Here is a 19,452-nt window from a genome sequence, read left to right as displayed (position 1 = left end):
GTGTTGGCTGTGAGGCCGTCATCGTCGGATCGCCGCCCGGACCAAGCCCGCTCCCACAGTGATCTGTGCAATGCCAAAGATTACGCCATGACCACAAAACCTGTGGGAGCGGGCTTGCCCGCGAAGAGGCCCGCACAGACAACATCACTTTAGCCGCCCCGCCGATAAAGCTTTATCATGGCCGCAGTTTCGCTGATCGAGTCCGTCATGAAGTTCGCTATCGCCGTGTTTTCCGCCGCCCATGCGCCCTCCTCGCGCCGCGCCCTGCTGTTCGCCCAGGCCGCGCTGGCCGGCGGGCACGAGATTGTCCGGCTGTTTTTCTACCAGGACGGCGTCTACAACGCGTCCGCCAGTGTGATCACGCCCCAGGATGAACTGGACTTGCCCAAGCAATGGCGGGCATTCGTCAGTGACCATCAGCTTGATGGCGTGGTGTGCATCGCCGCCGCCCTGCGTCGTGGCGTGTTGAATGAAGAAGAAGCCAAGCGCTATCAGCGCGAGGCGGTAGCCGTCGGTGCGCCATGGGAATTGTCCGGCCTCGGTCAATTGCATGACGCGGCGCAGGATGCCGACCGTCTGATCTGTTTCGGAGGCGCATGACATGGCCAAATCCATATTGATCATCAGCCGCCAGTCGCCATGGTCCGGCCCGGGCGCGCGGGAAGCGCTGGATATCGTGTTGGCCGGCGGCGCCTTCGATCTGCCGATCGGCCTGTTGTTTCTCGATGACGGCGTGTTTCAGCTTTCCGCCGGTCAGAACGCCAAGACCCTGCAACAGAAAGACCTGAGCGCCAACCTGCAAGCCCTGCCGATGTTCGGTGTCGAGGAACTGTTTGCCTGCGGCGACAGCATCGCCCAGCGCGGCCTGGACCCGAGCGGCCTGTCGCTGGAAGAAGCCCAGGTGTTGGCCGCCCACGAAATCACCGCCCTCATTGACCGCTACGATCAGGTGATCACCCTCTGATGTCGACTTTGCACGTGTTGTCTCATTCCCCGTTCGGCGATGAACGCCTGACCAGTTGCCTGCGCGTGATCGGCGCCAGCGACGGGTTGCTGTTGTCCGGTGATGCGGCCTATGCGCTGCAGCCAGGCACTGCGCCGTTCATAGCGTTCAGCGCACTTGGCCTGAAGCTGTTCGTCCTGGCCGAAGACGCCCAGGCCCGTGCGCTTGCGGTTCCAGACTGGGCCAAAGCCATCGATTACCCGGCCTTCGTCGAACTGTCGATTCACTACGACAAGGTCAACAGTTGGCTATGAATGCATTGACGGTCGGCGCCCGCGCCATCGAGCTGGACAAGGACGGTTTCCTGGTCGAACTGAGTGACTGGTCCGCCGATGTGGCCAGTGCCCTGGCGGCTGCCGAAGACATCGAGTTGACGCCCGAACACTGGGAAGTCCTCGAACTGCTGCGCAGTTTCTACGCCGAGTTCCAGCTGTCACCGGCCACCCGCCCGTTGATCAAGTACACCGCCCTGAAACTCGGCCCGGAAAAAGGCAACAGCCTGCACCTGAACCGACTGTTCAAAGGCACTCCCGCCAAACTCGCCGCGAAACTGGCGGGCCTGCCCAAACCGACGAATTGCTTATGACCGATTACCCAGCACTGACACTCGAAACGCCCGCCGAGCATCCGTTCGCCCAGTTCGTGCGGATCCTCGGCAAAGGCAAGCGCGGCGCCCGTGACCTGACCCGGGTCGAGGCCCGCGAGGCCATGGGCATGGTGTTCGATGAAAAGGTCGAAGAAACCCAACTCGGCGCATTCCTGATGTTGTTGCGGCACAAGGAAGAAAGCGCGGAAGAGATGGCGGGCTTCACCGAGGCCTTGCGTGAGCGTCTGAATCCTCCGGCGCTGGCGGTGGATCTGGATTGGCCGACCTATGCAGGCAAGAAACGCCATCTACCGTGGTATCTGCTGGCAGCCAAGTGCCTGGCGCAAAACGGCGTGCGGATTTTCATGCACGGTGGCGGCGCCCACACGGCCGGTCGCTTGTACAGCGAGCAACTGCTGGGTGAATTGAACATCCCGCTGTGCCGAAACTGGCAACAGGTGGGTTCGGCGCTGGATAACGGCGGCCTGGCCTTCATGCCATTGATGGACTGGGCGCCACAGCTGCAACGCATGATTGACCTGCGCAACACCCTGGGCCTGCGTTCGCCCATCCACTCGCTGGCGCGGATTCTCAATCCGCTGGGCGCCCGTTGCGGTCTGCAGAGCATTTTCCACCCGGGTTATCAGGCGGTGCATCGCGATGCCAGCGGCCTGCTGGGTGACACCGCCATCGTGATCAAGGGCGATGGCGGCGAAATCGAGATCAACCCGGACGCCGACAGCCACCTGTACGGCACCACCGGCGGCGTTAGTTGGGATGAGGAATGGCCGCAGTTGTCGGCGCAGCGTCACGTCAAACCTGCCTCGCTTGATCCTGAACATTTGAAAGCGGTCTGGCGTGGCGATGTGGTCGACAGCTACCCGCAAATGGCCCTGATCTCGACCATGGCCCTGGCCCTGCGTGGCCTGGGACAGAGCCGCGAACAGGCCTTCGAAACCGCTGAAAAATACTGGGCTGCGCGGGACAAATCGATTTAATCGATCATTTTCGCCCGATCTTTGCGCTTTTTGTTCGAACTCATCGGAATAGACTCAACTCCATCGATTATGGGTTTCGGGAGTCTTGAACATGGGTTTGTTAGTTGATGGCCGCTGGCAGGACAAGTGGTACGAAAGCAGCAAGGACGGCGCGTTCCAGCGTGAACAGGCGCAGCGTCGCAACTGGTTGACCGCTGACGGCAAGCCGGGACCGACCGGCGTCGGCGGTTTTGCGGCCGAGCCCGGGCGCTATCACCTGTACGTGTCCCTGGCCTGTCCGTGGGCTCATCGCACGCTGATCCTGCGCAAACTCAAAGGCCTCGAAAACCTGATCGACGTTTCGGTGGTCAGTTGGTTGATGCTGGAAAACGGCTGGACCTTCGACCAGAGCCTCGGTTCGACCGGCGACAAGCTCGATCACTTCGACTTCATGCACCAGCGCTACACCGCCGACACTGCCGACTACACCGGCCGCGTCACCGTACCGGTGCTGTGGGACAAACAGCAAAAGCGCATCGTCAACAATGAATCATCGGAAATCATCCGCATGTTCAATGGCGCCTTCGACGACCTGACCGGCAATGACCTGGACTTCTACCCGGCGCCGCTGCGCGGTGAGATCGATGCGCTGAACGAGCGGATTTACCCGGCGGTCAACAATGGCGTGTACCGCGCAGGGTTTGCCACCTCGCAACAGGCTTATGAACAAGCCTTCGATGAGGTGTTTGCCGAACTGGACCACCTGGAGCTGCTGTTGGGCGCCAACCGCTATCTGGCTGGCGAGTACCTGACCGAAGCGGACATCCGCCTGTTCACCACGCTGATTCGCTTCGATGCGGTGTACTACGGGCACTTCAAGTGCAACTTGCGGCGGATTGCCGATTATCCGAACCTGTCGAACTGGTTGCGGGAAATTTATCAGTGGCCGGGGATCGCCGAGACGGTGGACTTCACCCACATCAAGAACCACTACTACGCCAGCCACCGCACCATCAACCCGACGGGTGTAGTGCCGAAAGGGCCGGAGCAGGACTTCACCGCGCCCCATGATCGGGAGCGGTTGAGCGGGAAAGGGGTTTGGCGCAGAGCTTGAGATTTGTACAGGTTTTGAAGGCCCCATCGCGAGCAGGCTCGCTCCTACAGTGGACTTGTGTCGTTTACACATCCCCTGTAGGAGCGAGCCTGCTCGCGATTGAGGTCGACGCGGTACTCAGACGTCTGATTGAGCCCCTTCAAACCACGCCAGCTTCTCGCGCAGTTGCACCACTTCACCGACGATCACCAATGTCGGCGCATGCACTTCATGCTCCGCCACCAGCCGTGGCAGGTCCGCCAGGGTGCCGGTAAACACCCGCTGGTTGACCGTGGTGCCCTGCTGAATCAACGCCGCCGGGGTATCGGCGGCGCGACCATGCTTGATCAACTGCTCGCAGATGATCGGCAAGCCCACCAGCCCCATGTAGAACACCAGGGTTTGTGCCGGGGCCACCAGGTCGGCCCATGGCAAATCGCTGGAGCCGTCCTTGAGGTGGCCGGTGATGAAACGCACCGACTGCGCATAATCGCGGTGAGTCAGCGGAATCCCGGCATAGGCCGCGCAACCGCTGGCCGCCGTGATACCCGGCACGACCTGGAACGGGATGCCATGGGCCGCCAGTTCTTCGATCTCCTCACCACCACGACCGAAGATGAACGGATCACCGCCCTTCAATCGCACCACACGCTTGCCTTGCTTGGCCAGGTCCACCAATTGCTGGTTGATCTGATCCTGCGGCACTGCGTGATCGGCACGGCGCTTGCCAACGTAAATGCGCTCGGCGTCGCGACGGCACAGTTCGAGAATCGCCGGTGCGACCAAACGGTCGTACAGCACCACGTCGGCTTGCTGCATCAGACGCAATGCCTTGAATGTCAGCAGGTCCGGGTCACCCGGCCCTGCGCCCACCAGATAGACCTCACCGGTCGCCACTGGCGCTTCGCCATCGATTTTCGCCTGGAGCAACCGCTCGGCTTCACCGCCCTGCCCGGCCAGTTGCCGATCGGCAATCGGGCCCTGAAAAACATCTTCCCAGAACGCCCGACGCTGCTGCACATCCGGAAACAGGCCTTTGACCTGATGACGGAATCGCGCCGCCAGCCCGGCCAGGTGACCGTAGGTGGAAGGAATCCAGGTTTCGATCTTGGCGCGGATCAAACGCGCCAGCACCGGCGCATCGCCGCCGCTGGACACTGCAATGATCAACGGAGAACGGTCGACGATGGCCGGGAAGATCACGCTGCACAGGGCTGGCGCGTCCACCACGTTGACTGGTACGCAACGCCGATGGGCATCGGCGGAGACTTGTGCGTTCAGCGCTTCGTCGTCGGTGGCGGCAATGATCAGCCCGCAACCGTCCAGATCCGTCTCGGCGTAACCACGTAGCAGGCACTCGCCTCCGCTGCCGGCAACCAGTTCGCGCAGTTGCGCTTCGATTTCAGGTGCAACCACCCGCAGCAGCGCACCGGCATCGGCCAGCAGGCGGGATTTGCGCAAGGCAATCTCCCCCCCGCCGACGACCAACACACGACTGCCGCGAAGGTTGTGAAACAGCGGCAGATAGTTCATTTAGCCGATAACCTCAAGGCCACCCATGTACGGCTTGAGGACTTCAGGTACACGGATCGAACCGTCGGCCTGCTGATAGTTCTCAAGCACCGCCACCAGCGTACGACCGACCGCCAGGCCGGAGCCGTTCAGGGTGTGTACCAGTTCCGGCTTGCCGGTTTCCGGGTTGCGGAAACGCGCTTGCATGCGACGGGCCTGGAAGTCGCCGCAGTTGGAGCACGACGAGATTTCGCGGTACTTGTCCTGGCTCGGGATCCACACTTCCAGGTCGTAGGTCTTGACCGCGCTGAAGCCCATGTCGCCGGTGCACAGCGCCAGGGTGCGGTAAGGCAGTTCCAGCAGTTGCAGGACTTTCTCGGCGTTGGCGGTCAGGCCTTCCAGCGCTTCCATCGACTGCGACGGCTCGACGATCTGCACCATTTCAACCTTGTCGAACTGGTGCTGGCGGATCATGCCGCGGGTGTCGCGGCCCGACGCGCCAGCTTCACTGCGGAAGCATGGGGTATGGGCGACGAACTTGATCGGCAGCAGTTTCGAGTCGACGATTTCACCAGCGACGATGTTAGTCAGCGACACTTCGGCGGTCGGGATCAGGTACAGGTCGGCTTCGCCTTCGCGGGCGATCTTGAACAGGTCTTCTTCGAACTTCGGCAGTTGGCCGGTGCCTTGCAGCGCCGGGGCCTGGACCAGATAAGGCGTGTAGGCCTCTTCGTAGCCGTGCTCGGTAACGTGCAGGTTGATCATGAACTGCGCCAGGGCGCGGTGCAGACGGGCGATCGGGCCGCGCAGCAGGGCGAAACGGGCACCGGACAGTTTGGCGGCGGTTTCGAAGTCCAGCCAGCCGAACTTCTCGCCCAGGGCCACGTGGTCCTGAACCGGGAAATCGAAGGCCGTCGGGGTGCCCCAGCGGCGCACTTCGACGTTGCCGTCTTCGTCTTCGCCGACCGGTACCGATTCGTGCGGCAGGTTGGGGATACCCAGCAGGATCGAGTCCAGATCGGTCTGGATCGCGTCCAGTTCGACTTTACCGGCGCTCAATTCGCCCGCCATGCGCTCGACGTCCGCCATCAGCGGCGCGATGTCTTCGCCGCGCTGCTTGGCCTGACCGATGGATTTGGAGCGCGCATTACGTTCAGCCTGCAGTGCTTCGGTGCGGGTCTGGACGGTCTTGCGCTGTTCTTCCAGCGCTTCGATGCGCGCAACATCCAGGGTATAGCCACGGGATGCCAGGCGGTCCGCTACGTCCTGAAGGTTGCTACGTAACAGTTTGGAATCGAGCATGTCGGTTTCTCGTTTATCAAAGTTTGGTCAAGGACAGGCCGGCCCAGGTGGCAAGCAGCCCGCCGAATACGCTGAGCGCTGCATAGCCCAGGGCCAGCGGCACTTGCCCGCTTTCCAGCAGGCGCACCGTATCCAGTGAAAAGGATGAAAAAGTCGTCAGCCCCCCGAGGAAGCCAACCATCAACCCGGCACGCACCTCGATGGGCACCTCCGGGCGTATCAAAAACAGACCGTATAGAACGCCGATCAGCAAACAGCCCACGATATTAACGGCCAGCGTCGCGGTATAGAAGTGCCGCGGCCAATTCGCGTTGATCCAGTTGCCGGTGGCGAAGCGCAACAGAGTGCCGGCCATCCCGCCGACGGAAACCGCAACGATCAAGGGAAGCACTATTTTCTCCGCTGCCTTGGGCTTAAACGGTCGAGTTTTGCCAGGTGATTGAGTTTTTCGCCGATCTTCAATTCCAGGCCTCGGGGCACGGGTTGATAGAACGGGATCGGGTCGAGTGCTTCCGGGAAATAGTCTTCGCCAGCAGCATAGGCGTCCGGCTCATCGTGGGCATAACGATACTCATCGCCATAACCCAGCTGCTTCATAAGCTTGGTCGGCGCGTTGCGCAGGTGCAGCGGCACTTCCAGCGAACCGTGCTCGGCGGCGGCGCGCAATGCAGTCTTGAAGCCCATGTACACCGCGTTGCTTTTCGGCGCGCAGGCCAGATAGGTGATGGCCTGGGCCACCGCCAGCTCGCCTTCGGGGCTGCCGAGGCGCTCCTGCACCTCCCAGGCCGCCAGGCACAGGCTCAGGGCGCGCGGATCGGCATTGCCGATGTCTTCGCTGGCCATGCGCACCACGCGCCGGGCCAGGTACAAGGGGTCGCAACCGCCGTCGATCATCCGCGCAAACCAGTACAGCGCGCCGTCGGGATTGGAGCCGCGCACCGATTTATGCAGCGCGGAGATCTGGTCGTAGAACGCTTCGCCGCCCTTGTCGAACCGCCGGCGGGTATCGCCGAGCAGGCTTTGCAGGAGCTCGGTGCCGATCTCGCTGTTGTCTTCCGCCAGGTCCGAAGCGTTTTCCAGCAGGTTGAGCAGGCGCCGACCATCGCCATCGGCGGCCGACAGCAGCATCTGGAAGCCTTCGTCGCTGAGGGTCAGGTTGCGTTTGCCCAGGCCACGCTCTTCAGTCAGCGCGCGGTGCACCAGTTTGCGCAGGGCCGCTTCGTCGAGGCTTTTGAGCACATAGACCCGCGCCCGGGAGAGCAAGGCGTTGTTGAGCTCGAACGAGGGGTTTTCCGTGGTCGCACCGATGAAAATCAGCGTGCCGTCTTCGACATAGGGCAGGAACGCATCCTGCTGGGATTTGTTGAAGCGATGCACTTCGTCGACGAACAGGATGGTGCGGCGACCGTACTGCGCGGCCTGCTGCTTGGCGATTTCCACCGACTGGCGGATCTCCTTGACCCCGGCCAGCACCGCCGAGACCGTTTCGAAGTGCGCATCCGATACTTCCGCGAGCAACCGCGCCAGGGTGGTTTTGCCCACGCCCGGCGGCCCCCAGAAAATCATCGAATGCAGGGCACCCTGCTCCAGCGCTTCGCGCAGGGGCTTGCCGCGAGCGAGCACGTGTTCCTGGCCGACGTACTCGTCCAGATTGGCTGCACGCAGGCGGGCGGCCAAGGGCTGAGAGATCGGGGCGCTGCGAAACAGATCCATGACGTACGTTTAAAACCTCGGGTTATCACACAGTTTCAAGCCTGGCGAGCATCCTGTGGCGAGGGGGCTTGCCCCCTCGCCACAAAAGCCCGCGCCCACAGATCCGGCGTTTTACTCTTGAATCACATCCGCACCCTTGGGGATGTCGAACTTGAACTTCGACGCCGGGATCGGCTCGTTGGCCTTCACCCCGGTGAACAGGATATTGGTGCGCTGGCCAACGCTGTCGATCAGTTGCATATCGTTGACCAAGCCATTGCGGAACGACAGGCGCAGGCTGTCGAACAGGGTGTCCTTGGTTTTCGGCTTCAGGGTGAAGTCGATCACGCCGCCGGCTTCCTTGGCACTGATATCGAAGCTCTGGCTGATCTTGGACACGTCACCGGACAACAGCAAGGCCGGGGTCTGGGTCAGGCGCTGGTCGAGGTTCTTGATGGTGGCCTGTTCCAGGTCCGGGTCCCACAGGGTGACTTTCTTGCCATCGGAGATCATGGTCTGTTCGGCCGGCGCATCGGTGTGCCAGTAGAACAGGCCCGGACGCTGCAGCGACATCTCGCCAGCGGTTTCCTGCAACTGGGTGCCGGTGCCATCAAGGGTCAGTTGCGAGAAACGTGCAGTCAGGGTCTGGGATTTTTCCAGCAGTTGGGTCAGGCGTGCCACGTCCTTGTCATCGGCGTTAGCCTGGAGCGTGGTCAAGGCCAGTACCGGCAGCAACAGCATGCGGATCAGACGCATGGGAGTCCTCATAACATTCGTGGGAGTGCGGGCGGCGCCGAAGGCACCACCCTTTTCATACTCGGGTCAGTCGCGCACCGGGCCCGGGGCCAGGACTTCACGCGAACCGTTGGTGTTCATGGACGTCACGACCCCGGCCATTTCCATGGCTTCGATCATGCGCGCGGCGCGGTTGTAGCCGATCTTCAGCTTGCGCTGTACCGCGGAAATGGAGGCGCGACGGCTTTCCAGCACGAACTGCACGGCTTCGTCGTACAGCGCGTCGGCCTCGGGATCGTCACCGTCGCCACCACCGCTGCTGCCTTCGAAGCCACTGCCCGCCTCTTCGACGCCATTGAGGATGTCGTCGTTGTATTCCGGCGCGCCCCGCAGCTTCCAGGCTTCCACCACGCGGTGAACCTCTTCGTCGGACACGAAAGCACCGTGAACACGAATCGGCAGGCTGGTGCCCGGCGGCATGTAGAGCATGTCACCGTGACCCAGCAGTTGTTCGGCACCGCCCTGGTCGATGATGGTCCGCGAGTCGATCTTGCTCGATACCTGGAACGCCATGCGGGTCGGGATGTTGGCCTTGATCAAACCAGTGATCACATCCACCGACGGACGCTGGGTCGCCAGGATCAAGTGAATACCGGCCGCACGAGCCTTTTGCGCGATACGGGCGATCAGTTCCTCAACCTTCTTGCCGACGATCATCATCATGTCGGCGAATTCGTCGACCACTACCACAATGGTCGGCAGTTTTTGCAGCAGCGGCGCTTCGTCGTGAATGCTTTCGCGCTTGTACAGCGGGTCGCTCAACGGCTCGCCGGCATCCTGGGCTTCCTTGACCTTGGCGTTGAAGCCCGACAGGTTTCGCACACCCATCTTGGCCATCAGCTTGTAGCGCCGTTCCATCTCGGCAACGCTCCAGCGCAGGGCGTTGGCGGCGTCCTTCATGTCGGTGACCACCGGGCACAGCAGGTGCGGAATGCCTTCGTAGATCGACAGCTCAAGCATTTTCGGGTCGATCATGATCAGCTTGGCGTCTTCCGGGCCAGACTTGAACAGGATCGACAGGATCATCGCGTTCACACCCACCGACTTACCGGAACCAGTCGTACCGGCCACCAGCAAGTGCGGCATTTTCGCAAGGTCAGTGATGACCGGCTTGCCGCCGATGTCGTGGCCCAGGGCCAGAGTGACCGGCGACTTGAAGTTATCGTACTCGGGGGTCGACAACACCTCGGAGAAACGCACGATCTGCCGGTCTTCGTTGGGAATCTCGATACCGACCGTGGTCTTGCCCGGAATCACTTCCACCACGCGCACGCTGGTCACGGCCAGGGAGCGGGCAAGGTCTTTGGCCAGGTTGGAAATACGGCTGACCTTGACCCCGGCCGCCGGCTGGATCTCGTAACGGGTGATCACCGGGCCCGGGTGAATCGAATCCACCGTGACTTCGACGCCGAATTCCTTGAGCTTGATTTCCAGCAAGTGGCCAACCGCAGCCAGGGATTCAGGCGAATAATTGAGCTGTTTCTTTTCCGCCGGGTCGAGAATCGAAATAGGCGGCAACGTGCCTTCCACGGCGCTGTCGACGAACAGCGGCGCCTGCTTCTCTTTCTCGACGCGTTTGCTCGGCGCGGCGGGCTTTGGCGGCGCGGGTGCAATCACCGGCGGCACCTGCTTCTCACGCTCGGACATGTGCTTGCTCAGGGCTTGCTCGCGCTCGATCAGACGTTCCTTGACCTTGGCCTGCTCGCGCTTGTCGGTGACGGTCGGCGCGACCACTTCATCCATACGGTCGTCGACTTCACGCAACTGGGCAACCAGCTGTTTGCGCTCGGTACGGGCCGCCCACCAGCGATTGGCCGCGCCCTGGAACAGTTCGAACAGGTCGAGGGTGATCTTGCCGGTGATGTCCATCACCTTGAACCACGACAGGTCGCTAAACACGGTCAGGCCGAACAGGAACAAGGCAATGAACAACAGCGTACTGCCCTGGATATTCAGGGCGTTCCTGGCCAGTTCGCCGAGGCTTTCCCCCAACGCACCGCCCGCACCGGCCGGCAGACCGGTCGCGGCATGGAAATGGATATGGGCCAGAGCGGCGCCCGACAGCACCAGGAACACCAGGCCGATCAGGCGCCAGGAGAACAGCCAGCCGCTCCACTGCCACGGTTCGTGACGCTGGCGGAAGATCTGGTACGCCTTGACGGCCAGCAGCAACGGGAAGATGTAGGCGAAGTAACCCAGCACCATGAACAGGATATCGGCGCTGTAGGAGCCCGCTGGCCCGCCGAAGTTCTGCACGTCGTCGATCTTGCTGTTATGACTCCAGCCCGGATCGTCCTTGCCGTAAGTCAACAAGGCCATCATCAGGAACAGGCACAAGGCACCGATGGCGATCAGCGCACCTTCCTTGAGTCGGTAGTGCAAGTGCTGGCGCCAGAGCGGTACGACGGCTGGTTTAGGTGCTGCGGTGGATTTCTTCAAAACGCTTCTTTTCCTGCGCCTATGGCGCGTCCATCTGATGAATGTCTATAAAAACTGCGAAAAAACCGCCCAATCCAGGCAGGTAAAAAAGTTAACACGCGTTACCGGGACTACTTTTAACACTGCGCCCCGGTTTTTATAAACATGGCGCGCACTGAATATATGTAACACGCAGGGCATTGTACGGGTTTGTACGCACGACGCCATGCTTGAGACCCTTGGGTGTAGCATAGTCAAAAGCATATGACATGCTGTTCAATTTGAGCATGCATTCTCTTTTGTGACAAAGGCTTATGAGGTGTTTTTATGAGCGAAGCGAAGCATTCACGCCTGATTATCCTGGGCTCCGGCCCCGCCGGTTACAGCGCGGCCGTGTATGCAGCCCGCGCCAACCTCAAGCCCGTTGTCATTACCGGCATACAGGCAGGTGGCCAGCTCACCACCACCGTCGAAGTGGATAACTGGCCAGGGGACGTTGAAGGCCTGACCGGACCAGTGCTGATGGATCGCATGCAAAAACACGCCGAACGCTTTGCCACCGAGATCGTTTACGACCACATCCATACTGCCAAGTTGCAACAACGGCCGTTCGAGCTGATTGGCGATGGCGGAACCTACACCTGCGACGCACTGATCATTGCCACCGGCGCCAGCGCGCAATACCTGGGCCTGCCGTCGGAAGAAGCGTTTGCCGGCAAAGGGGTGTCGGCGTGCGCGACCTGTGATGGATTTTTCTATCGCAATCAGGTGGTTGCGGTGGTCGGCGGCGGCAATACGGCGGTCGAGGAAGCCTTGTACCTGTCGAACATCGCCAAGGAAGTGCACCTGATCCATCGGCGCGACAAGCTGCGCTCGGAGAAGATCCTCCAGGACAAACTCTTCGAAAAAGCCGCCAACGGCAACGTCCGCCTGCACTGGAACCAGAACCTGGACGAAGTGCTCGGCGATGCCAGCGGCGTGACCGGCGCTCGCCTGCGCGACAGCCACACTGGCGAAACGAAGGAGCTGCCGCTGGCCGGGGTGTTTATCGCCATCGGCCATAAACCCAACACCGACCTGTTCACAGGCCAACTGGAAATGCGCGATGGGTATCTGCTGGTCAAGGGTGGCAGCGAAGGCGATGCCACCGCTACGGCGATTGCAGGGGTGTTTGCCGCCGGCGATGTGGCTGACCACGTTTATCGCCAGGCCGTTACGTCTGCCGGGGCCGGTTGCATGGCGGCGCTGGACGCTGAAAAATACCTCGACGACATTCCTGCCGTTTAAAGGCAAACTTTATGGCGGGCCAAAACCCGCCACTGCCCTCCCCTTCTGCAAGCCCGGATGCCATGCTGACTTGGTTACAACGCAACTCCTTGCATTTCCCACCGCTGGAAAAGGCCATGCGCGACCCCAACGGGCTTCTGGCTGCCGGTGGTGACCTGTCCGCCGATCGGCTGATCTCGGCTTATCGCCACGGCTGTTTTCCATGGTTTTCCGAAGGCCAGCCGATCCTCTGGTGGTCTCCGGACCCGCGCACGGTTCTGTTTCCCGACGAGTTGCACGTCTCGCGCAGCCTGAACAAACTACTGCGCCAGCAACGCTATCAGGTGACCTTTGACCAGGACTTTGCGGCGGTCATCCGCGCCTGCGCCGCACCCCGGGATTACGCTGATGGCACCTGGATCACCGAAGCCATGCAGAACGCCTACATCGAGTTGCACAGGCGTGGCCACGCGCACTCGGTGGAAGTGTGGGACGGGGACGAGCTCGTGGGTGGGCTCTACGGCCTGGCGATGGGCCAGCTGTTTTTCGGCGAGTCCATGTTCAGCCTCGCTGACAACGCCTCGAAATTCGGCTTTGCCACACTGGTCCGACATCTGAAAGACTCGGGTTTTGTACTGATCGATTGCCAGATGCCCACCGATCACCTGCACAGTCTCGGAGCCCGGGCGATACCCCGCCGTGAATTTGCTGACTATCTTGCCCATCATCTGGACCTGCCCAATCGCGCTAGCTGGGTTTGCTGAGCGACATTTGCGCGCGTGGCTTACACTTATTCAAAAGCATTATCCCGAGGGTTGATCATGACCGAGTTGGCGCGTTTGAAGTTCTATGCCACTCAGCCGCACTCTTGCAGTTATCTGCCCGATGAGCAGGCCACAACCCTGTTCCTCGACCCTAGCCAGCCCATGGATGTGCATGTCTATGCAGACCTGTCGGAGATGGGGTTTCGTCGCAGTGGCGATCATCTCTACCGGCCGCATTGCCAGAATTGCAATGCCTGCGTTCCGGCGCGCATTCCCGTGGGGCAGTTCACGCCCAACCGACAACAGAAACGCATCTTCAAGCGCAACGTGGATTTGCAGGTGCGTCCGGCCAGGCCCGGCTTCAACGAAGAGTACTTCGATCTTTACCAGCGCTATATCGAACAGCGTCACGCCGACGGCGACATGTACCCGCCGAGTCGCGACCAGTTTTCGACATTCCTGGTGCGGGACCTGCCGTTTTCAAGATTTTATGAATTTCGCCTGAACGGCCAGCTACTGGCCGTCGCCGTGACCGATTTACTGCCGAACGGTCTTTCGGCGGTCTACACCTTCTACGAGCCGGCCGAAGAGCGCCGCAGCCTTGGGCGCTATGCGATCCTGTGGCAAATCGCCGAGGCCAGGCGGCTGGGGCTGGACGCGGTCTACCTCGGCTACTGGATCAAAAACTGCAAAAAAATGAACTACAAGACTCAATATCGCCCTATTGAGTTGCTGATTAATCAGCGCTGGGTGGTTCTAAACTAGAGCCGCCCCTAAACCCCTTGGCTTAAACCCCACTTTTCGGGCACAATGCACGCCGCTTTTGCCTGGCGCAGTTGCACCGGGCCATTCATTGGACACCGAGGGCTTTACTGCATGTCGAAAGAAGACAGCTTCGAAATGGAAGGCACTGTCGTCGACACCCTGCCCAACACCATGTTTCGTGTGGAGTTGGAAAATGGGCACGTCGTAACCGCGCACATCTCCGGCAAGATGCGCAAGAACTACATCCGTATTCTTACCGGCGACAAAGTGCGCGTAGAGCTGACTCCCTATGACTTGAGCAAAGGGCGCATCACTTACCGCGCCCGTTAATCAAGTCAATACAAGACGCCCGGCTCATGCCGGGCGTTTTTGTTTGTCTGCGATTTGATGCCCCCCTCCTATAGGAGTGAGCCTGCTCGCGATAGCGTCATGCCAGGCAACATTAACGTCACTGACACACCGCCATCGCGAGCAGGCTCGCTCCTACGGGGGATCGCGGTGATTTGATAGACAACAAAAAGGCGCCTCTCGGCGCCTTTTTGTTTTGCCTCTGAACGTCAGGCCATCTCGGCCGTGGTCTCGAACTCGAAGGTCAGCTCGCCGTCCTTGATGTCGATGTGCACTACACCGCCATGTTCGGCCAGTTCGCCAAAGAGAATCTCCTCCGCCAGCGGACGCTTGATCTTATCCTGGATCAGGCGAGCCATTGGGCGAGCACCCATCGCCGCGTCGTAGCCACCTTCGGCCAGCCAGTTGCGGGCTGCATCGGTGACTTCCAGCAACACACGCTTGTCTTCCAGCTGCGCCTGAAGCTCGGTAAGGAACTTGTCCACCACGCTCTTGATGACCTCATGACTGAGGCGACCAAACTGGATGATGGTGTCCAGACGGTTGCGGAATTCCGGCGTGAAGCTCTTCTTGATCACTTCCATCGCATCGGACGAGTGATCCTGATAGGTGAAACCGATCGAAGCGCGGGCTGCGGTCTCGGCACCGGCGTTGGTCGTCATGATGACGATCACGTTACGGAAATCCGCCTTGCGCCCGTTGTTATCGGTCAACGTACCGTGGTCCATCACCTGCAGCAGCAGGTTGAAGACTTCCGGATGCGCCTTCTCGATCTCGTCGAGCAACAGCACGCAGTGAGGCTGCTTGGTGATGGCTTCGGTGAGCAAACCGCCCTGATCGAACCCGACATAGCCTGGAGGTGCACCGATCAGACGCGATACGGTGTGGCGCTCCATGTACTCGGACATGTCGAAACGAATCAGCTCGACACCCAGGGCCTTGGCCAACTGACGCGCCGCTTCGGTTTTACCGACACCGGTAGGCCCTGCGAACAGGAACGAACCGACAGGCTTGTCAGGGGACTTGAGGCCGGCACGGGACAGCTTGATCGCGGTTGCCAGCGAGTCAATCGCGGCATCCTGACCGAACACGGTCAACTTCAGGTCACGCTCGAGGTTACGCAGCAGCTCCTTGTCGGAACTGGTGACGTGTTTTGGCGGAATCCGCGCGATTTTCGCGACGATGTCCTCGACTTGCGGCACTTCGATGCGCTTCACACGCTTCTCGACCGGTTGCAGGCGCTGGTAGGCACCCGCTTCGTCGATGACGTCGATGGCCTTGTCCGGCATATGACGGTCATTGATGTAACGCGAGGCCAGTTCGGCAGCCGCGCGCAGGGCTTCATCACTGTATTCGATGTTGTGGTGGCTTTCGAAACGCCCCTTCAGGCCGCGCAGAATGCCGATGGTGTCTTCCACCGAAGGTTCCGACACATCGACCTTCTGGAAGCGCCGGGCCAAAGCACGGTCCTTCTCGAAGATGCCGCGGAATTCCTGGAAGGTGGTCGAACCGATGCAACGGATATCACCCGAGGACAGCAGCGGCTTGAGCAGGTTCGAGGCATCCATGACGCCACCGGACGCGGCACCCGCACCAATGATGGTGTGGATCTCGTCGATGAACAGGATCGCCTGCGGACGCTTTTTCAGCTCATTGAGCAACGCCTTGAAGCGCTTCTCGAAATCGCCACGGTATTTGGTACCGGCCAGCAAGGCACCCAGGTCGAGGGAGTAAACCACGCTGCTGGCCAGCAGGTCCGGCACCTGGTTGTCGACAATGCGCTTGGCCAGGCCTTCGGCAATCGCGGTTTTACCCACGCCCGCCTCGCCCACCAGCAGCGGATTGTTCTTGCGGCGACGCGCCAGGATCTGCGCGACGCGCTCGACTTCCAGCTCACGACCTACCAACGGATCGATACGACCCTGACGCGCCAGTTCGTTGAGATTGCTGGCATAAGCATCCAGGGGATTGCCTGAAGAAGAAGACTCACCGCCCTCGTCGTCCTGCATATCTTGCTCACCTTCAGAGTGATCGCCATGCCCCGGCACTTTGGAAATGCCATGGGCGATGTAGTTGACGACATCTATACGGGCAACGCTCTGCTGTTTCAGCAGGAACACCGCCTGACTCTCTTGCTCACTGAAGATCGCGACCAGCACGTTGGCGCCAGTCACTTCGCGTTTGCCCGAGCTCTGTACGTGAAACACAGCACGTTGCAGTACACGCTGGAAGCCCAGGGTTGGCTGGGTTTCGCGATCCTCGTCATGCACGGGGATCAATGGCGTGGTGGAGTCGATGAACTCCTGCAGGTCATGCTTGAGTTTGTCGAGGTTTGCGCCGCACGCACGCAGAACGGTGGCGGCAGCCTCATTGTCCAATAGGGCCAGCAAGAGGTGTTCGACGGTCATGAACTCATGACGCTTCGAACGAGCTTCCTTGAAGGCAAGATTGAGGGTGACTTCGAGCTCGCGGTTTAACATAGCTTCACCTCATACCCAAGTGGTCGGCGATTAACCGTCCTTCTCGATTTCACAGAGTAGCGGATGCTGGCTTTCCCTGGCGTACTGGTTGACCTGCATGGCCTTAGTCTCAGCGATGTCGCGGGTAAACACTCCACATACTGCCCGCCCTTCTGTATGGACGGCCAGCATGACCTTGGTCGCCAGCTCGCGATTCAGGTTAAAAAACACCTCGAGCACTTCGACGACGAAATCCATCGGTGTGTAGTCATCATTGAACAAAACCACCTTGTACATCGGCGGCGCCTGTAGTGCAGGCTTTGCCTCCTGAACAGCAATGCCTGCGGAATCGTCGTCGTGTGAATCAGGGCGATCCTGATTGAATGTTAGTCGAATCTGGCTGATTGCATGCATGGAAAGAAAGGTTCGTCAGTTGTTCAAATACAGTGGTGGGGGCGGCTATCAGCGATTTCAACTCCGACTACCGGGTCAGCTTGACTATCGGCAAAAGGGTGTTACAACCAATAGAGCCCACAGTGGGTAAAAAAGGTCCGCGGAGTCAATCTTATTTACAGATTCGACTGCGGATGTACGGAATGATACTCCAGTGATGGAGTCTGTTGCAGAGGGAGTTGGGTATGTCAGGCGGCAAGGTCAGCGGCAAGGTCAAATGGTTCAACAATGCCAAGGGTTACGGTTTCATCATTGAGGACGGCAAGACAGAAGATCTGTTTGCCCACTACTCCGCCATCCAGATGGAAGGTTATAGAACCCTGAAAGCCGGGCAAGCTGTCGTATTCGACATCATCCAGGGCCCCAAAGGCCTACACGCGATCAACATCGGCAACCCGGTGGACGCCTCGAAAGCGACGGCATCCGCCCCGCAACAGACCGTTACCGTGTAAGCCCACACCGTCATCCCGCCATAAAAAAACCGCCTGACTCAAATACTTGAATCAGGCGGTTTTTGTGTGCCTGCGTTTTCTTACATGTGCGAGATCAGCGCATCGCCGAAGCCGGAAGACGACACCAGCTTGGCGCCTTCCATCAGGCGCTCGAAGTCATAGGTCACGGTCTTGGCGGAAATCGCGCCGTTGGTGCCCTTGATGATCAGGTCGGCCGCTTCGGTCCAGCCCATGTGGCGCAGCATCATTTCAGCGGACAGGATCAGCGAACCGGGGTTGACCTGGTCCTTGCCGGCGTACTTCGGTGCAGTACCGTGGGTGGCTTCGAACATGGCTACGGTGTCGGACAGGTTGGCGCCCGGCGCGATACCGATACCGCCCACTTCCGCCGCCAGGGCGTCGGAGAGGTAGTCGCCGTTCAGGTTCAGGGTCGCGATCACATCGTACTCGGCCGGGCGCAGCAGGATCTGCTGGAGCATGGCGTCCGCGATGGCATCCTTGACGATGACATTCTTGCCGGTTTTCGGGTTCTTGAACTGCATCCACGGACCGCCGTCGAGCAGGGTCGCGCCGAACTCTTCAGCCGCCACTTCGTAGGCCCATTCCTTGAAGGCACCTTCGGTGAACTTCATGATGTTGCCTTTGTGCACGATGGTCAGCGAATCACGATCGTTGTCGACCACATATTGCAGGGCCTTGCGCGCCAGACGCTTGGTGCCCTGCAGGGACACCGGCTTGATGCCGATACCGCAATTCTCGTCGAAACGGATCTTGGTGACGCCCATTTCTTCTTTCAGGAACTTGATGACCTTGGTGGCTTCCGGCGTGCCGGCCTTCCACTCGATGCCCGCGTAGATGTCTTCGGAGTTCTCGCGGAAGATGGTCATGTCGACATCGCCTGGCTTCTTGACCGGGCTAGGCACGCCTTCGAACCAGCGCACCGGGCGCAGGCAGACGTAAAGGTCGAGTTGCTGACGCAGGGCCACGTTCAGGGAACGGATGCCGCCACCGACCGGAGTGGTCAGCGGGCCCTTGATGGAAACCACGTAATCCTTGACCGCGTCCAGGGTTTCCTGAGGCAGCCAGGTGTCCTGATCGTAAACCTGAGTCGCTTTTTCCCCGGCGTACACTTCCATCCAGGAAATCTTGCGCTCGCCACCGTAAGCCTTCTTAACAGCAGCATCGACAACCTTGATCATGACCGGGCTGATGTCGACACCAATGCCGTCGCCTTCGATGAAGGGGATGATCGGGTTATTAGGAACATTGAGAGAATGGTCTGCATTGACGGTGATTTTGTCGCCGACGGCTGGAACCTGAATCTTCTTGTAACCCATGCTGAACTCCATTGATTGGATTGAACATCTGGCTTGGTTCGAGCGTAACCCAGTTGAATCGGCGCGCAAACCCTATGTTCCATCCATCTGCCGCAAAGCCTTGCAACTCGTGCGCTACAAGCCTGAAAGCAAAGGGAAAAGCGCCAAAACCAAGCACGACGAATGACTCTACGCCCGACTTGCCCCTGCGACCTTTAGACCAATGGACGACATTCGTTGCGCATGAACCA

General features: G+C 60.0%; 21 protein-coding genes. 12 read left to right on the top strand and 9 right to left on the bottom strand.

What is annotated here, in order from left to right; all coding sequences use genetic code 11:
• Positions 1-207: 207 nt before the first annotated feature.
• The 6 genes from tusD to VC35_RS03970 all read left to right on the top strand — a co-directional run bounded on the left by tusD (position 208) and on the right by VC35_RS03970 (position 3,680).
• Entirely contained in the window at positions 208-600 is a 393-nt protein-coding gene (gene tusD, locus VC35_RS03995; RefSeq protein ID WP_046037979.1) for a sulfurtransferase complex subunit TusD, read from the top strand.
• A 1-nt stretch (position 601) separates the two neighbouring features.
• Positions 602-964, top strand: coding sequence for a sulfurtransferase complex subunit TusC (gene tusC, locus VC35_RS03990; RefSeq protein ID WP_046037876.1), 363 nt, complete (start codon positions 602-604; stop codon positions 962-964).
• Positions 964-1,257 (top strand): sulfurtransferase complex subunit TusB, encoded by a 294-nt coding sequence (tusB, locus tag VC35_RS03985; RefSeq protein ID WP_046037875.1) that lies wholly within the window; start codon positions 964-966, stop codon positions 1,255-1,257. The genes tusC and tusB overlap by 1 nt, the downstream gene beginning before the upstream one ends.
• Complete coding sequence (locus tag VC35_RS03980) at positions 1,254-1,589, top strand: TusE/DsrC/DsvC family sulfur relay protein (protein ID WP_046037873.1); 336 nt, start codon at positions 1,254-1,256, stop codon at positions 1,587-1,589. The genes tusB and VC35_RS03980 overlap by 4 nt, the downstream gene beginning before the upstream one ends.
• Positions 1,586-2,587 (top strand): glycosyl transferase family protein, encoded by a 1,002-nt coding sequence (locus VC35_RS03975; RefSeq protein WP_046037871.1) that lies wholly within the window; start codon positions 1,586-1,588, stop codon positions 2,585-2,587. Before VC35_RS03980 ends, VC35_RS03975 begins: the two co-directional genes overlap by 4 nt.
• Before the next feature lie 91 nt (positions 2,588-2,678).
• A complete protein-coding gene (locus tag VC35_RS03970; protein WP_046037870.1) occupies positions 2,679-3,680 on the top strand; it encodes a glutathione S-transferase family protein in 1,002 nt (333 codons plus the stop codon).
• A gap of 117 nt (positions 3,681-3,797) precedes the next feature.
• Here the strand turns inward: VC35_RS03970 and cysG are convergent, their stop codons facing one another.
• The 6 genes from cysG to VC35_RS03940 all read right to left on the bottom strand — a co-directional run bounded on the left by cysG (position 3,798) and on the right by VC35_RS03940 (position 11,399).
• Positions 3,798-5,192, bottom strand: coding sequence for a siroheme synthase CysG (gene cysG, locus VC35_RS03965; protein ID WP_046037869.1), 1,395 nt, complete (start codon positions 5,190-5,192; stop codon positions 3,798-3,800).
• Entirely contained in the window at positions 5,193-6,473 is a 1,281-nt protein-coding gene (gene serS / locus VC35_RS03960) for a serine--tRNA ligase (protein WP_046037868.1), read from the bottom strand. It abuts the gene before it with no gap.
• 16 nt (positions 6,474-6,489) lie between these two features.
• The gene (gene crcB, locus VC35_RS03955; RefSeq protein WP_008049383.1) at positions 6,490-6,864 is read right to left on the bottom strand and encodes a fluoride efflux transporter CrcB; all 375 of its coding nucleotides are present in this window, start codon (positions 6,862-6,864) and stop codon (positions 6,490-6,492) included.
• Complete coding sequence (locus VC35_RS03950) at positions 6,864-8,186, bottom strand: replication-associated recombination protein A (RefSeq protein ID WP_046037867.1); 1,323 nt, start codon at positions 8,184-8,186, stop codon at positions 6,864-6,866. Before VC35_RS03950 ends, crcB begins: the two co-directional genes overlap by 1 nt.
• A 111-nt stretch (positions 8,187-8,297) precedes the next feature.
• A complete protein-coding gene (gene lolA / locus VC35_RS03945) occupies positions 8,298-8,921 on the bottom strand; it encodes an outer membrane lipoprotein periplasmic chaperone LolA (RefSeq protein WP_008049385.1) in 624 nt (207 codons plus the stop codon).
• A 66-nt stretch (positions 8,922-8,987) separates the two neighbouring features.
• A complete protein-coding gene (locus VC35_RS03940; protein ID WP_046037865.1) occupies positions 8,988-11,399 on the bottom strand; it encodes a DNA translocase FtsK in 2,412 nt (803 codons plus the stop codon).
• A 306-nt stretch (positions 11,400-11,705) separates the two neighbouring features.
• On the opposite strand from VC35_RS03940, the gene trxB reads away from it, so the two are divergent.
• The 4 genes from trxB to infA all read left to right on the top strand — a co-directional run bounded on the left by trxB (position 11,706) and on the right by infA (position 14,503).
• Positions 11,706-12,665: a thioredoxin-disulfide reductase gene (gene trxB, locus VC35_RS03935; protein ID WP_046037864.1), complete on the top strand. Its 960-nt coding sequence runs from the start codon at positions 11,706-11,708 to the stop codon at positions 12,663-12,665.
• 62 nt (positions 12,666-12,727) lie between these two features.
• Positions 12,728-13,408 carry a leucyl/phenylalanyl-tRNA--protein transferase gene (gene aat, locus VC35_RS03930; protein ID WP_046037978.1) on the top strand — a complete coding sequence of 227 codons (681 nt, stop codon included), beginning with the start codon at positions 12,728-12,730 and terminating at the stop codon, positions 13,406-13,408.
• A gap of 57 nt (positions 13,409-13,465) precedes the next feature.
• Positions 13,466-14,173, top strand: a complete 708-nt coding sequence (locus VC35_RS03925) for an arginyltransferase (RefSeq protein ID WP_046037862.1) — start codon at positions 13,466-13,468, stop codon at positions 14,171-14,173.
• A 111-nt stretch (positions 14,174-14,284) separates the two neighbouring features.
• Entirely contained in the window at positions 14,285-14,503 is a 219-nt protein-coding gene (infA, locus tag VC35_RS03920; RefSeq protein WP_002553999.1) for a translation initiation factor IF-1, read from the top strand.
• Between the two features lie 227 nt (positions 14,504-14,730).
• Here the strand turns inward: infA and clpA are convergent, their stop codons facing one another.
• Together clpA and clpS are read right to left on the bottom strand one after the other, a co-directional pair.
• The gene (gene clpA, locus VC35_RS03915; protein WP_046037860.1) at positions 14,731-17,001 is read right to left on the bottom strand and encodes an ATP-dependent Clp protease ATP-binding subunit ClpA; all 2,271 of its coding nucleotides are present in this window, start codon (positions 16,999-17,001) and stop codon (positions 14,731-14,733) included.
• Between the two features lie 30 nt (positions 17,002-17,031).
• A complete protein-coding gene (gene clpS, locus VC35_RS03910) occupies positions 17,032-17,394 on the bottom strand; it encodes an ATP-dependent Clp protease adapter ClpS (RefSeq protein ID WP_046032480.1) in 363 nt (120 codons plus the stop codon).
• Between the two features lie 224 nt (positions 17,395-17,618).
• Between clpS and cspD the strand changes: the two genes are divergently transcribed.
• The gene (gene cspD / locus VC35_RS03905) at positions 17,619-17,885 is read left to right on the top strand and encodes a cold shock domain-containing protein CspD (protein WP_046037858.1); all 267 of its coding nucleotides are present in this window, start codon (positions 17,619-17,621) and stop codon (positions 17,883-17,885) included.
• An 80-nt stretch (positions 17,886-17,965) separates the two neighbouring features.
• On the opposite strand, the gene icd is transcribed toward cspD, so the two are convergent.
• A complete protein-coding gene (icd, locus tag VC35_RS03900; RefSeq protein ID WP_046037857.1) occupies positions 17,966-19,222 on the bottom strand; it encodes an NADP-dependent isocitrate dehydrogenase in 1,257 nt (418 codons plus the stop codon).
• Here icd and VC35_RS29425 point away from each other — a divergent pair.
• Complete coding sequence (locus tag VC35_RS29425) at positions 19,221-19,388, top strand: hypothetical protein (RefSeq protein ID WP_185754733.1); 168 nt, start codon at positions 19,221-19,223, stop codon at positions 19,386-19,388. The two genes, icd and VC35_RS29425, sit on opposite strands and share 2 nt — an antisense overlap.
• The last annotated feature ends 64 nt before the right edge of the window (positions 19,389-19,452 follow it).

It is taken from the genome of Pseudomonas fluorescens (genome assembly GCF_000967965.1).
Lineage (GTDB): Bacteria > Pseudomonadota > Gammaproteobacteria > Pseudomonadales > Pseudomonadaceae > Aquipseudomonas > Aquipseudomonas grandcourensis.
The sequence above is the reverse complement of the archived record's forward strand: the minus strand, read 5'-3'. Positions and strand labels throughout refer to the sequence as shown.

Excerpts from the sequence above, each read along its gene's own strand:
- tusD (WP_046037979.1), top strand. The coding sequence starts at position 208 with ATGAAGTTCGCTATCGCCGTGTTTTCCGCCGCCCATGCGCCCTCCTCG.
- tusC (WP_046037876.1), top strand. The coding sequence starts at position 602 with ATGGCCAAATCCATATTGATCATCAGCCGCCAGTCGCCATGGTCCGGC.
- tusB (WP_046037875.1), top strand. The coding sequence starts at position 964 with ATGTCGACTTTGCACGTGTTGTCTCATTCCCCGTTCGGCGATGAACGC.
- VC35_RS03980 (WP_046037873.1), top strand. The coding sequence starts at position 1,254 with ATGAATGCATTGACGGTCGGCGCCCGCGCCATCGAGCTGGACAAGGAC.
- VC35_RS03975 (WP_046037871.1), top strand. The coding sequence starts at position 1,586 with ATGACCGATTACCCAGCACTGACACTCGAAACGCCCGCCGAGCATCCG.
- VC35_RS03970 (WP_046037870.1), top strand. The coding sequence starts at position 2,679 with ATGGGTTTGTTAGTTGATGGCCGCTGGCAGGACAAGTGGTACGAAAGC.
- cysG (WP_046037869.1), bottom strand. The coding sequence starts at position 5,192 with ATGAACTATCTGCCGCTGTTTCACAACCTTCGCGGCAGTCGTGTGTTG.
- serS (WP_046037868.1), bottom strand. The coding sequence starts at position 6,473 with ATGCTCGATTCCAAACTGTTACGTAGCAACCTTCAGGACGTAGCGGAC.
- VC35_RS03950 (WP_046037867.1), bottom strand. The coding sequence starts at position 8,186 with ATGGATCTGTTTCGCAGCGCCCCGATCTCTCAGCCCTTGGCCGCCCGC.
- lolA (WP_008049385.1), bottom strand. The coding sequence starts at position 8,921 with ATGCGTCTGATCCGCATGCTGTTGCTGCCGGTACTGGCCTTGACCACG.
- trxB (WP_046037864.1), top strand. The coding sequence starts at position 11,706 with ATGAGCGAAGCGAAGCATTCACGCCTGATTATCCTGGGCTCCGGCCCC.
- aat (WP_046037978.1), top strand. The coding sequence starts at position 12,728 with ATGCTGACTTGGTTACAACGCAACTCCTTGCATTTCCCACCGCTGGAA.
- VC35_RS03925 (WP_046037862.1), top strand. The coding sequence starts at position 13,466 with ATGACCGAGTTGGCGCGTTTGAAGTTCTATGCCACTCAGCCGCACTCT.
- infA (WP_002553999.1), top strand. The coding sequence starts at position 14,285 with ATGTCGAAAGAAGACAGCTTCGAAATGGAAGGCACTGTCGTCGACACC.
- clpA (WP_046037860.1), bottom strand. The coding sequence starts at position 17,001 with ATGTTAAACCGCGAGCTCGAAGTCACCCTCAATCTTGCCTTCAAGGAA.
- clpS (WP_046032480.1), bottom strand. The coding sequence starts at position 17,394 with ATGCATGCAATCAGCCAGATTCGACTAACATTCAATCAGGATCGCCCT.
- cspD (WP_046037858.1), top strand. The coding sequence starts at position 17,619 with ATGTCAGGCGGCAAGGTCAGCGGCAAGGTCAAATGGTTCAACAATGCC.
- VC35_RS29425 (WP_185754733.1), top strand. The coding sequence starts at position 19,221 with ATGCTGAACTCCATTGATTGGATTGAACATCTGGCTTGGTTCGAGCGT.
- icd (WP_046037857.1), bottom strand. The coding sequence starts at position 19,222 with ATGGGTTACAAGAAGATTCAGGTTCCAGCCGTCGGCGACAAAATCACC.